13 protein-coding genes and 1 other annotated feature are annotated in these 13131 nt (G+C 54.6%); all 13 genes read right to left on the reverse strand.

Features of this window, described 5'->3' with window-relative positions; all coding sequences use genetic code 11:
- Positions 1–121 precede the first annotated feature (121 nt).
- Complete coding sequence (ileS, locus tag ABS784_RS01245; protein ID WP_352511179.1) at positions 122–2896, reverse strand: isoleucine--tRNA ligase; 2775 nt, start codon at positions 2894–2896, stop codon at positions 122–124.
- A 53-nt stretch (positions 2897–2949) separates the two neighbouring features.
- Positions 2950–3170 (reverse strand) — a binding site (T-box leader).
- Positions 3171–3267: 97 nt separating this feature from the next.
- Positions 3268–3780 (reverse strand): DivIVA domain-containing protein, encoded by a 513-nt coding sequence (locus ABS784_RS01250; protein ID WP_011230635.1) that lies wholly within the window; start codon positions 3778–3780, stop codon positions 3268–3270.
- A gap of 78 nt (positions 3781–3858) precedes the next feature.
- Positions 3859–4632 carry a YlmH family RNA-binding protein gene (locus tag ABS784_RS01255; protein WP_033025037.1) on the reverse strand — a complete coding sequence of 258 codons (774 nt, stop codon included), beginning with the start codon at positions 4630–4632 and terminating at the stop codon, positions 3859–3861.
- Positions 4633–4754: 122 nt separating this feature from the next.
- A complete protein-coding gene (locus ABS784_RS01260; RefSeq protein ID WP_011230633.1) occupies positions 4755–5027 on the reverse strand; it encodes a YggT family protein in 273 nt (90 codons plus the stop codon).
- A 3-nt stretch (positions 5028–5030) separates the two neighbouring features.
- On the reverse strand, positions 5031–5459 hold the full coding sequence (locus ABS784_RS01265; protein WP_011230632.1) for a cell division protein SepF: 429 nt from the start codon (positions 5457–5459) through the stop codon (positions 5031–5033).
- Positions 5460–5472: 13 nt separating this feature from the next.
- Positions 5473–6147 carry a YggS family pyridoxal phosphate-dependent enzyme gene (locus ABS784_RS01270; RefSeq protein WP_015374366.1) on the reverse strand — a complete coding sequence of 225 codons (675 nt, stop codon included), beginning with the start codon at positions 6145–6147 and terminating at the stop codon, positions 5473–5475.
- Positions 6144–6968, reverse strand: coding sequence for a peptidoglycan editing factor PgeF (gene pgeF, locus ABS784_RS01275; RefSeq protein WP_011230630.1), 825 nt, complete (start codon positions 6966–6968; stop codon positions 6144–6146). The genes ABS784_RS01270 and pgeF overlap by 4 nt, the downstream gene beginning before the upstream one ends.
- Positions 6969–7215: 247 nt before the next feature.
- Complete coding sequence (locus tag ABS784_RS01280) at positions 7216–7458, reverse strand: YlmC/YmxH family sporulation protein (protein WP_025039063.1); 243 nt, start codon at positions 7456–7458, stop codon at positions 7216–7218.
- A gap of 97 nt (positions 7459–7555) precedes the next feature.
- Positions 7556–8335, reverse strand: coding sequence for an RNA polymerase sporulation sigma factor SigG (sigG, locus tag ABS784_RS01285; protein WP_011230628.1), 780 nt, complete (start codon positions 8333–8335; stop codon positions 7556–7558).
- A 119-nt stretch (positions 8336–8454) separates the two neighbouring features.
- The gene (gene sigE, locus ABS784_RS01290; protein ID WP_011230627.1) at positions 8455–9174 is read right to left on the reverse strand and encodes an RNA polymerase sporulation sigma factor SigE; all 720 of its coding nucleotides are present in this window, start codon (positions 9172–9174) and stop codon (positions 8455–8457) included.
- Between the two features lie 52 nt (positions 9175–9226).
- Complete coding sequence (spoIIGA, locus tag ABS784_RS01295) at positions 9227–10141, reverse strand: sigma-E processing peptidase SpoIIGA (RefSeq protein WP_014195377.1); 915 nt, start codon at positions 10139–10141, stop codon at positions 9227–9229.
- A gap of 377 nt (positions 10142–10518) precedes the next feature.
- Positions 10519–11652 (reverse strand): cell division protein FtsZ, encoded by a 1134-nt coding sequence (gene ftsZ / locus ABS784_RS01300; RefSeq protein ID WP_011230625.1) that lies wholly within the window; start codon positions 11650–11652, stop codon positions 10519–10521.
- A gap of 27 nt (positions 11653–11679) precedes the next feature.
- Entirely contained in the window at positions 11680–12948 is a 1269-nt protein-coding gene (gene ftsA, locus ABS784_RS01305; protein WP_352511185.1) for a cell division protein FtsA, read from the reverse strand.
- Positions 12949–13131: the final 183 nt, after the last annotated feature.

A 13131-nucleotide genomic window follows, 5' to 3' on the forward strand; every position in this document is an offset into this window, starting at 1 on the left:
TTTCTTGACAAAAACAACCACCCTGATGCCTTTGCGTTTTTTACACCATCGTTTTGGGTTTTTTCTTTCCTCCACCAAAAGCAAGCGACAAGGCCGCCCCAAGGCAGCCTGCCGCTTTTCGTTATGCGGAATAATGTTCGTTCACAATGTGCGCGCAGCGCGGGCAAAGCGTCGGGTGGGACGGATCTTGTCCGACAGCTGGAGTCACCGTCCAGCACCGCTCGCACGTCTCGCCTTCCGCCGGGCGGACGATGACGGCCACGTGGTCGAGCCGCTCGGCTTCGGCCGGCGCGGCGTCATACGGCTCATCGGCGATCGAAAAGGCGGAAACGATGAGAAGCTGGCGCAAGTCGGCATCAAGCGACGCCAATAGCTTCCGCGCCTCGTCTTTCGGGTAGACGATGACGCTGGCCGTCAGCGATTTGCCGATCACTTTTTCATTGCGTGCGTTCTCGAGCGCTTTTAACATGTCATCGCGCACGTCCATAAACGCATCCCATTTCGCCAGCAGCGCTTCTTCGCCGTCGATCGCGATCGGCTCCGGCATATCGGTGAGCTGGACGCTTTCGACGTTTTCTCTTCGATTCGGGATATGCTCCCACACTTCATCGGCGGTATGCGGCAAAATCGGCGCGATGAGCTTCGCCAACGCGACGACCGTTTCATAGAGCACCGTCTGCACGGCGCGGCGGGCGCGCGAGTCGGCCGCTTCGATGTACAAAATGTCTTTCGCCATATCCAAGTAAAACGCGCTCAGCTCGACGGTGCAGAAATGGTTCATCTCATGGTAAACCGCGGCGAAATCGTAGCTGTCATAGGCCTTTTTCACTTTGGCGATCAGCTTGTTCAACTTCGCCAGCATATAGCGGTCGACTTCGCCAAGCTCCCCAATCGGCACGGCGTTTTGGTTCGGATCGAAATCGAACAAGTTGCCGAGCATAAACCGGAACGTGTTGCGGATTTTCCGGTACACTTCCGACACTTGTTTTAAAATATGGTCGGAGATGCGCACGTCCGCTTGGTAGTCAACCGAAGCGACCCAAAGGCGCAAAATGTCGGCGCCAAACTGTTCCATCACTTTCGCCGGCACGACGACGTTGCCGAGCGACTTGCTCATTTTCCGCCCTTCGCCGTCCAAGACAAAGCCGTGGCTCAACACGCCTTTATACGGCGCTTTGCCGGTGACGGCAACGGCGGTGGACAGCGATGAGTTGAACCAGCCGCGGTATTGGTCGGAGCCTTCCAAGTACAAATCAGCCGGACGCACGAGATCGTCGCGTTCGACCAACACGGCTTGGTGCGACGAACCGGAGTCAAACCAGACATCCATAATGTCCGTTTCTTTCGTAAAGATGCCGTTCGGGCTCGACGGATGGGTGAATCCTTCCGGCAGCAAGTCTTTCGCCTCGCGTTCAAACCAGACGTTCGACCCGTATTGGCGGAACAGGTTCGACACATGCTCAATCGTCTCATCGGTGATGATCGGTTCACCGTTTTCGCCGTAAAAGACCGGAATCGGCACCCCCCAGGCGCGTTGGCGGGAAATGCACCAGTCGCCGCGGTCGCGCACCATGTTGTGGATGCGGATTTCCCCCCACTCCGGAATCCATTTCGTTTCCTTAATCGCTTGAAGCAGCTCGTTGCGGATTTTATCGATCGACGCAAACCATTGCGTTGTCGCCCGGAAAATCGTCGGCTGCTTTGTCCGCCAGTCGTGCGGATACGAGTGGGTGATAAACCCAAGCTTCAACAAAGCGCCGACTTCCTCAAGCTTCTGTGTAATCGCCTTGTTGGCGTCTTCGTAAAACATCCCGGCAAATCCCGGCGCTTCCTCGGTCATGTAGCCGCGTTCATCAACCGGACAAAGGACCGGAAGCCCATATTTTTGCCCAACGAGAAAGTCGTCTTCCCCGTGGCCCGGCGCCGTATGGACGCAGCCCGTACCGGCGTCGGTCGTGACGTGTTCGCCGCACACAACAAGCGAGTCGCGCTCATAAAACGGATGTCTCGCCACGACGTATTCAAGCTCTTTTCCTTTGACCGTTTTGACGACCGACCATGCGTCCCAACCGACTTCGTTCGCCACCGATTCGACCAGGGCAGCAGCGACGACGTATTTTTGCCCGTTTGTTTCCACGACATGGTAGTCCAGTTCCGGATGAACCGCGATCGCCAAGTTCGCCGGAATCGTCCACGGCGTCGTCGTCCAAATGACGATTCGCTCATCGCCCTCAAGCACGCCTTTGCCGTCTTTCACCGGGAAGGCGACATAAATCGACGGCGAACGCTTGTCTTTATATTCGATTTCCGCTTCAGCGAGCGCTGATTCGCTTGACGGGGACCAATAGACCGGCTTCAACCCTTTGTAAATGAGCCCTTTTTTCGCCATTTCGCCGAACACTTTAATTTGCTGGGCTTCGTACTCCGGCTTGAGCGTAATGTACGGGTTGTCCCAGTCGCCGCGCACGCCGAGCCGCTTAAACTGCCGGCGCTGGTTGTCGATTTGCTCGTACGCGTATTGCTCGCACAACTTGCGAAACTCGGCGACGCTCATCGATTTGCGGTCAACTCCTTGCTTGGCAAGGGCCGTTTCGATCGGCAAGCCGTGCGTATCCCAGCCCGGCACGTATGGGGCGCAATAGCCGCTCATGGATTTGTAGCGGACGATGATATCTTTTAAAATTTTGTTCAGCGCATGACCCATATGAATGTCGCCGTTGGCATACGGCGGGCCGTCATGCAGAACAAACAGCGGCCGTCCTTTCGTCCACTCCTGCACTTTCCGGTAAATGTCCATTTCCTCCCATTTTTTTTGCATTTCCGGCTCCCGCTTCGGCAAGTTGCCGCGCATCGGGAAGTCGGTCTTCGGCATGAGCAGCGTTTCTTTGTAATCCATCCTTGCTCCTCCTTCGAACGATAGATTCCAAATAAAAAACCGTTCTCCCCCCGGCAAGGGACGAGAACGGTCTCGCGGTACCACCCTTCTTGGCCATGCAAACGACGCACAGCCCTCTTTTCATTCGTAACGGGAATGACGCGCCATGGCCTACTTGATGTTCGGCATGGAACTCCAGGGTGATGTTCACTCTTGCGCCGATGCCAGGCTTCCACCATCCCCGGCTCGCTGCGACCGGTCGTACAAGAGCTACTGTCCCTTTCATCGTCGATGGCTATTTCGCTATTCATCCTGAAAAAAGCCAACCGCCTCCCACGGCGGCTGATGCGGCGATTTTTGCCAATTATTATAACCGAAACGTCTTCGGTTCGTCAAGGCTGTGACAGCGGTTCTCTCGCCCCTTCTTCCAAATCCGGCGCCTCATACTCCATCAACTCGTCCCAATCGCGGCTGTTGATCATATCGAGCTGGGCCTCGACAAGCATGCGGAAACGGGCGCGGAACACTTTCGACTGCCGCTTCAGCTCCTCGATCTCGAGGGCGATTTTCCGCGATTTCGCTAATGCATCGCTGATGATGCGCTCGGCGTTTTTTTCCGCCTCTTTAATGATCAGCTTCGCCTCTTTTTGCGCATTCCGCTTCACTTCTTCCGCTGCTTCCTGTGCAACAAGAATCGACTTATTGAGCGTCTCTTCAATGTTCGCAAAGTAGTTCAGCTTTTCCGTCAGTTCGGCCACTTTTTCTTCCAGCTGCTTTTTTTCACGGATGAGCATTTCATAGTCTTTAATGACTTGATCGAGAAACTCGTTCACTTCGTCTTCATCGTACCCACGAAACCCGCGGCTGAATTCCTTGTTGTGAATATCCAATGGCGTCAACGGCACAACGGCCACCTCCGTCTCCATCATTCCTTTTCTTCACTTTCATTCGACATGGTTTGCCGATTTCCTGCCGTCATTTGCTTATTTTTGTCGGCCAATCTGAACGAGCCAGCGCTCTTTTTTCGTCGGCCCTTCCACCGAAAACAGCTTGCAGCGGCCAAAACCGCGCGCCGACAGGACATCGCCCGGTCCGCAGAGGAAATCCGGCTTGTCCACCACCTTCCAGTTGACTTTGACAAGCCCGCTTTCAACAAGCGCACGCGCTTTCTCGCGCGCAAGGCGAAACACCTGAGCGAGCACAGCATCGAGCCTTAGAGAAGACACCGTGACCGTTCCTTCCTCCCACGTTTCGGCAAGCGGCATGGCTGCCGACAACGGAAGCGGCTCAAGCGCAACCGGAGCTTTGCCGATCGTTTCGACATGCAAGCGGACGTAGTCGGCGACTTCAGCAGCAACAAAAAACTGAATTTCCCCATCCCGAATGAGAATATCGCCAAACTTGCCGCGCCGCAAGCCAAGCGACATCAGCGCCCCCAACACGTCGCGATGTTCAAGGGAAACGAATTTCGCCGGATAGCGGACGGCAAACAGTACAATGCCATAATCCTCTTCCTCAGGGTCGATATACGGCGGAGCGAGAAACACCCGCTTCCGCTCGACAAACGGGGCGCCGCCGAAAAAGAACGCGCGCACATCTTCCGCACCGCCGGCGATGCTTTGCACGATTTGCTGCTCGCGCGGATCGAGAAAATCGGTCAGCTTCGGAGCGTACTGACGGCTCACCATCTCCTTCCACTCGAGCACTTGATCAATGAACGGATGTTCCTCTTTGCGAAAATGCTGATACAGCTCCACTCGACGTCACCTTGCTTTCATGGAAGAAAGGAACCCACAACGGATTCCTCTCTGCGAGTTTCGCCCTTCCGCCTTTTTGCCTGCCGGACGGAGAGCGGCGGCGCCGTGCGCGCAAAACGAAGTTAAAACTGCGACTGAAGAATGTCGAACAGGGCGTGAAGCCCTCTCGTCGCGAATTCAAGAACGATAAACGCGACGATTGGGGAGACGTCAATGATGCCAAGCGGCGGAATGACCCGCCGAAACGGCTCCAAATACGGCTCGCAAATAGCGGCCAACATCTGTCCGAACCGCGTTTCGCGCGCATTGGGAAACCATGACATTAAAATATAAATGATCAGCGCATACGAGTACACTTGAATCACTGTCGTCAAAAACGTGAGTACATAATCCAACAGCTACCACCTCTTCATCGGTCTGTCATCCTCGCCGTCGAGCGAAATCGAGCCGCTGACGTCGACGTTTTCCGGGGTGCATAAAAAAATTTTTGTGCCGACTTGCTGAATGTCGCCGCCAATGGCGTACACCGTGCCGCTTAAAAAGTCGACGATCCGCTTCGCCTGCTCATGCTGGATGCGCTGCAAGTTGACGATGACCGCGCGCCGGCTTTTCAAATGGTCGGCGATCTCCTGCGCCTCCGCATACACCCTCGGCTCAGCAAGCACGACTTTCGCCGATTTTTGCACGCTTTGCAGGCTGACGACGTTCGCCTTGCCTGCCGTCTTCGGCAGCGCCTCTTCTTCCGGCTGTGGCGCCTCATATTCTTCTTCATAGTCTTCGTAGTCTTCTTCTAAAAAATAATCACGGAATTTTTTCATCAATCCCATCCGGTTTCACCTCCTACAATGATCCAACAAGCGCGCTGCCTATGCGCACAAACGTCGCTCCTTCCTCGATGGCGATCGTGTAATCGTTTGACATGCCCATTGACAGTTCGGTGCATGGGGCATGGGCCATTCCCAACGCCTGAACGCGTTCCTTCAGCATCCGCAATTGGCGAAAGCAAGCGCGCAATACCGCTTCGTCGTCCGTGTGCGGCGCCATCGTCATCAATCCGACGACTTCGATGCGCGAAAAGGCGCGAAGTTGTTCAATAAACGGAATCGTTTCTTCGGGGGCGAGCCCGTGTTTGGTCACTTCCCCCGACACGTTCACTTGCACAAAACATTTTACTGGCCGCACCGCCCGTTTTTCAATTTCTTTCGCGAGCGACAAGCGGTCGAGTGAATGAATGTAATCGACTTTATCAATAATGTCTTTGACTTTGCGCGACTGAAGCGTCCCAATGAAATGCCACGTCGCTTGATTTCCGATCCGTGCATGCTTTTCAATCAATTGGTCGGAGCGGTTTTCGCCGAGGTCGGCAATGCCGGCGTCAAGCACCTCCATCGCCCGCTCGGCATCGACATATTTAGTGACCGCCACGATGCGCACGCCGGCCGGATCGCGGCCGACGCGAGCGCAGGCCGCCTCGATTTCTCGGCGAATGGCCGCCAAGTTGTCGCGCACCGTCATGCCGTCTCCTCCCTTCGGCCAATGAACGCCAACATCCTTCCAGTCGTTCCGCGGTCGCGGCGGTGGGAAAAAAACAACGCTTCCTCACAGCTTGTACAGCGTTCTGACACATAAATATGGCTGTTCGGAACGCCAGCCGCGATCAACTGAAGCCGATTGGCTTCCTTTAAGTCGAGCGCATATTGCCCTGGGCTTGTTTCCCGCCATGGCAACGGGCTTTCCGGAGGAAGCGTCGGGCGCAGACTGTCCACGACACGGTCGTCAACCGTATAACAGCACGGACCGATGGCAGGTCCGATGGCAACATAGATGTCGCTCGGCGCGATGTGTTCGCGCGTTTGCCAAAGCCGCACCATGTGACCAGCGATGCCGCCCGCCGTTCCCCGCCACCCGGCATGAGCAAGGCCGACTAACCCAGCAGATGGCGCCACAAAATAAATGGGCACACAATCGGCAAAACAAAGCGCGAGCAACACCTCCGCTTCGTCTGTATACAACCCGTCGACCCCTGGAACCGCCGTGGCGAAATCTTGCGCTCCGTTCCCCCGTTCGTTTTTCGTCACCTTCCGAATGTCGGCGCCATGCACTTGTTCACAACATACCCATCGCTCAAGCGGGAATGAGAGCCATTGCGCCAAACGCCCGCGGTTGGCGACAACAACCGTGCGATCGTCGCCGACGTGCAGCCCCATATTCAGCGAAGCGAACGGCCCTTTGCTCTCCCCGCCATGTTTCGTCGTCAATCCAGCGACGGCTCCAGCAAACGGAGGCGCACCGCAGCGGAGCCAGCCGCGGGCTTCTTGTTGAAAAATGTCCGGCATTCGCGTCAACCTCACGCTGTTTTTTGTAGTTTTTTATCACTTTTTTTCCTATTTTATCATAGTTTGTTTGTCCATGATAACCTTTATTTATGATTTTGTCGAAACATTGCCGCAGAAATTGTCCAACCCTTATTGCCGCCCGAAAACCGCGCTGGCGGCATAGCCGATCTGCCCACGAAAAGCGGAAAGGTCTGCAACATCGTCCTGCCGCGTTGCAAGCGACGGGGCCAATCGTTGCACCAGCCGTTTAATCGGAATCATGAAGGCGGACTAAAATAACATCGGCTCCGATTTTGACGATGTTCTGCCATGGAATGACGACCGCCTCTTCGCGGCCGAACAGCCCGAGCATCTTTCCGGCGCCTAAAATAATGAGTGAGCGGATTTTTCCAGTATCTAAATCAATATCAATGTCCCCAATATTGCCAAGCTTCTTCCCATTGGCTACATTGACGACATCTTTCGTCTGAAATTCGGAAATTCTCATCACGGTTTTTCTCCCCGCCTTTCCTCTCTCCCTCTTTTTCATCTATATGAAGCCAAATGTGCAGTTATGTGCCAAAGAAAAAGGCTGCACCTGCAGCCTGTCACACTTGGATGTTTTTATTCATTTGCCGGATCGCCGCTTTTTCGAGCCTCGACACTTGCGCTTGGGAAATGCCGATTTCCTCGGCCACTTCCATTTGCGTCTTTCCTTGGAAAAAGCGTTTGCGGATGATCATTTTTTCCCGCTCATTCAACCGCCGAAGCCCTTCCTTCAAGGCGATTTCTTCGATCCATTGGCTGTCGCGGTTGCGCTCATCGCTCAGCTGGTCCATCACATAAATCGGGTCGCCGCCGTCGTTGTAAATCGGCTCAAACAACGAAACAGGATCTTGAATGGCATCGAGGGCAAAAACCACTTCCTCATGGGCGACGCCGAGTTCTTTGGCAATTTCCTCGGTTGACGGTTCTTTCGCCGTCTCGCTCATGAGCCGCTCTCGCACTTGCAACGCTTTGTAGGCGATGTCGCGCAGCGAGCGCGAAACGCGGATCGGGTTGTTGTCGCGCAAATAGCGGCGGATTTCGCCGATGATCATCGGCACGGCGTAAGTGGAAAACTTCACGTTTTGATTGAGGTCAAAATTATCAATCGATTTCATAAGTCCGATGCAGCCGACTTGAAACAAATCATCGACAAATTCGCCTCGGTTGTTGAAGCGCTGAATGACGCTCAACACGAGGCGCAAGTTGCCGTTTACTAATTTTTCTCTTGCCTCCAAATCCCCCTCATGCATCCGTCGAAACAGTTCACGCATTTCCTCATTTTTGAGGACGGGAAGCTTCGAAGTGTCTACGCCGCAAATCTCGACTTTGTTCCTCGTCAAGTTGTTCCCTCCCATCAGGAGATGCTAAGTCGTCAGTTTTCAGTATCTCCTTGGAAGGGAAAAATATGCACAGCCTGTCCGACGCGGAAAAAGCGGCGGAATTTCGCTCCCGCCGCCCGCTACATCATTTTATTGAATTCTTTGCGCAACCGTTTAATGATCCGCTTCTCGAGCCGCGATATGTACGATTGCGAAATACCGAGCAAATCAGCGACGTCTTTTTGCGTCTTTTCTTCGCCGCCGGAGAGGCCAAAACGCAATTCCATAATTTGCTTCTCGCGGTCGCTCAGCTGGCGCAAGGCGTTTAAGAGCAAGCGCCGGTCGACATCCGCTTCCAAATCTTTCGTAATCACGTCGTCATCCGTTCCCAACACGTCGGAAAGCAACAGCTCGTTGCCATCCCAGTCGATATTGAGCGGTTCATCAAACGACACTTCCGCCCGCACTTTGTTGTTGCGGCGCAAATACATTAAAATTTCGTTTTCAATGCAGCGCGACGCGTATGTCGCCAGCTTGATCTTCTTCTCTGGGTTGAACGTGTTGACCGCCTTAATGAGGCCGATCGTTCCAATGCTGATCAAATCTTCAATGTGAATGCCGGTGTTTTCAAACTTGCGCGCAATGTAGACGACAAGACGCAAATTGCGTTCGATCAAAAGCGATCTTGCCGTGTCATCACCGGCGGCGAGCCTGGCAATCAGCTGCTCCTCTTCTTCTTTTGTCAGCGGCGGCGGGAGGGCTTCGCTGCCTCCGATATAATAAATTTCATCCGCCTTCAGGCCAAGCTTGGCCAAAAGCTTATACAGCCAGTTCATGAAGCGAAGTTTCCATTTTCTCATGAAAATCCCCCTTCTAAACGGATCAAAAGTGAGTATGATATACTAACAAAACCTACGAAGCGGTCAGCTTTCTTCCCGCCTGCACCATTTTCGGATGGACGATGCAGTCGTACTCCCCATCCGTCGACAGCGGATCAGCGCTTAGCGCCACAAGCCCTTGCGCTACTTCCAACCATTCGTTTTCGTACCGCAGCATAATGCGGTCTGGCTTAACCGCCGCCATCATTTGTGGACCGCTGCCGACCGCACGGTACGGAATGAGACGGAGGCGATGGACCCACCGCTCCGGCGGGGAAGCCAGCATCATGGGAGAGCTGAGACAACCCAGTAGCTCCTCAGGAAGCACGGCCTTTGCTTTTTCCTGTTCGACTACCATCACCGGCGTTTTTGTCAACGGATCGACGAGCTGGTTGCCGCTGTCAATCAAGCCGCGCAGCATAAGCGGCCGCCCGTCCCATACGATCTTGACCTCAATGATATATTCAAACCGCAGTTTTTTTTCGCGAATCGCCTCCACCCTTCGGCGAGAAAAAAGCCATAAAACCGGAAACCCGATGACAACAAACAGCCAACTGACCGGATCGCCCGCTCCGGGATGATGCATGAGAAGCATTCCTTGGCGGACGGACAGTTGGTGCGCGAAAACATAATGAACCGCCAGCATGCCGCCGCCGACGGCGAACGTGGCAAAGTAAAACGCCAGCATATTCTCAAGCAAATAGCGCGGGCGCTTAAACCCGAAGGCGGCCCACACGATCAACACGGAAACAGCTACTTTTACCAACGGGTGCTGGGCGATGGCGGAAAACGGGGTAAACAGCAATATGACAAGCAGCGAACCGATCAACGCCCCAGCCAACAGACGCCACCAGACGATCGGCCGCTTGAGCATGAGCGCCGTCAGCCAAAGAAGCAACGCGTCAAAACAGACGTTCAACAGCCAAATCACATCGAGATAGACGACCAACCGTCAAGCCCCTCCCCCGCCCATATCGGCTTTGTCTGAAACAAGTATATAGCACCTTGCGAGGGAAAGTCTGTCAATCGGTGGCGGTGAAAAAGGAGATGTTTTGTCAAAACAGGGGGAACCACGGCGGATCAAATCGGCCGGCACGAAAGCCTAGCCCGCCTTCTCTTTTTCGCCCTTTCGTTGCGAGAGAGCGGGCGGCCAACGCGAGAAGTTTTTGGTCCTAATCGGAAAAGCGAGGCTGTCTCAAAAGATCGTCTTTCTTTAAGAGAGATACAATATATTGTTTCACCAAAGTGCTTCGTGCACGTTCGTGCATGCATCTTGTGATGAAGAAAGGGTGTCCCGTTGCTTTTGGGACACCCTCGTTTCGCCATCTAGCGGCGGCGGTTGCGGTTGCGCAAGAAAGCGGGAATGTCAAGCGGATCTTCTGCTTGCCCCGAGCGGAGCGCCGCATAGTCTTGTATCGGCTCTTCGCGCTTTTCCCGCTTTGGCGCCGGCGCCGCTTTCGGCACAGTGCCGATGCCAATGCGCGGCGGCCGCGGCTGCGAAGCGACGTTTTCGTTGAATCCGGTCGCAATGACCGTCACGATGATCTCGTCCTTTAAGTTCTCATTAATAACGGAGCCGAAGATCATGTTCACTTCTTGGTCGGCCGCCGAAGCGACGATATCGGCAGCCTCCTGCACTTCGTACAAACTTAAGTTCATGCCGCCGGTGATGTTCATGAGCACCCCTTGCGCGCCGTCGATCGACGTCTCCAACAGCGGGCTGGAAATGGCTTTTTTTGCTGCCTCAGCAGCTCGGTTTTCGCCGCTGGCGATACCAATCCCCATCAATGCCGAACCTTTATTCGACATGATCGTCTTCACATCAGCGAAGTCAAGGTTGATCAACCCCGGCACGGCGATCAAATCGGAAATGCCTTGCACCCCTTGGCGCAGCACATTGTCCGCTTCGCGGAACGCCTCAAGCATCGGCGTATTTTTGTCGACAATCTCAAGCAACCGGTCGTTCGGAATGACGATGAGCGTATCGACCGCCTCTTTCATGGCGGCGATGCCGCTTGCGGCCTGCGTCGCCCGCTTGCGCCCCTCAAACGTAAACGGGCGTGTAACAACGCCGACCGTAAGCGCCCCTAACTCGCGCGCAATTTGGGCGATGACCGGGGCAGCGCCAGTTCCCGTGCCGCCGCCCATGCCAGCGGTGACAAACACCATATCGGCGCCGCGAAGCGCTTCTTCAATTTGCTCTTTGCTCTCCTCAGCTGCTTTTTTTCCAACTTCTGGGTTCGCCCCCGCGCCCAAGCCGCGTGTCAGCTTCGCCCCGATTTGCAGCTTGATCGGCGCCTTCGACAAGTTGAGCGCCTGTGCATCCGTATTGACCGCAATAAACTCTACACCTTGCACCCCATGCTCAATCATCCGATTGACGGCGTTGTTGCCGCCGCCCCCGACTCCAATCACCTTGATCGTTGCCAACTGATCGACTGTTGTCTCAAACTCCAACATGGCCAAATCCTCCTAAAATTTCAATCTCTATTCAAAGAAAGAACCAAAAAATCTCTTGACCTTCTTCCCAAAATGGTCTTCTTTCTTTTTCGGTTTCGACTGCTGTTTTGGCGAGGAGCGCTCGACCGGCTCCACCGCAGCGGCAGCCGGGACCGTTTTCCCTTGCAGCTGCGCCTGCCGGTAGGCGAACTTGAGCAAGCCAACGCCGATCGTATACTGCGGGTCGCGCACACCGATATAATCCGGCATGGCAATGCGGACGCTCGTCCCTAAAACGACGTGGGCCAGCTCAAGCAACCCTGGCATATTGGCGACGCCGCCGGTCAGCACATAGCCGCCGGGGAGATCGCGAAACCCGAGACGACGCACTTCCTGCTGAACCATTTGCAAAATTTCTTCCAGTCTCGCCTCAATAATATCGGCGATCTCCAGCTGGCTGAACTGCTGTTGTTGATCGGTGCCCATGATCGGCACGCTGAACACTTCTTCCTCCGAAGCGTAGTCGTAAAATGCATGTCCGTGCTTCAGTTTGATTTTTTCGGCATCGTCCGTTGTCGTCCGCAATCCGATGGCCAAGTCTTTCGTAATGTGCTCCCCGCCGACCGGCAGCGAAGAGACAGCTTGCAACGTCCCTTGCTCAAAGACAGCGACCGTTGTCGAGCCGCCTCCCAGGTCAACGAGCGCCGCCCCCAAATGCCGTTCGTCATCGGACAGCACGAGCGAACCGGCCGCCAGCGGCTGAAGACAAATATCGCTGATTTCCAAGCCTGCCCGCTCCACACAGCGAAGAAGATTATGTAATACCGTCTTCGCACCAGTCACCATAGTGCCTTCCATTTCCAAGCGGACGCCGAGCATGCCGCGCGGATCATGAATGCCGTCCAACCCGTCGACGATAAACTGGCGCGGAACGACGCCGATGATTTCCCGATCGGGAGGAATAGAGACGACTTGCGCGGCATCGATGACGCGGGCGACATCTTCATCGCTGATTTCCCGGTTTTCGCTCGCGACGGCGACAATGCCGTGGCAGTCATGGAGCTGGATATGGCTGCCGGCCACCCCGACGATCACACGGCGGATCGATAAACCGACCATCCGCTCCGCTTGCTCGACGGCCCGTCTGATCGACTGCACCGTTTTATCTATATCAACAATCGCCCCTTTTTTGAGCCCTTCCGCTTTGACATTGCCCACCCCGATAATATTGATGGAGCTGCCTAGCATTTCCCCGATGATGACTTTCACGCTCGATGTTCCGACATCCAGGCTAACGACGATCTCATTGCTGCTCATTTTTTGGCATCTGCCTACTAAAAACGCGCCGGTGCCGGCCGGCGTTTCAGTAAGCAGCGACACCTCCTTTTTCGGCTGAAATTTCCCATCTCTTTGTCTATTGGTCTATGTCTAGTTTGCGAGTTTCGCAACAACACTATATTTTGTTTTACCCTATATAATTCAACACGCGAAAACACTTTC

The sequence above is a fragment of the Geobacillus sp. G4 genome (assembly GCF_040327975.1).
Taxonomy (GTDB): domain Bacteria; phylum Bacillota; class Bacilli; order Bacillales; family Anoxybacillaceae; genus Geobacillus; species Geobacillus thermoleovorans.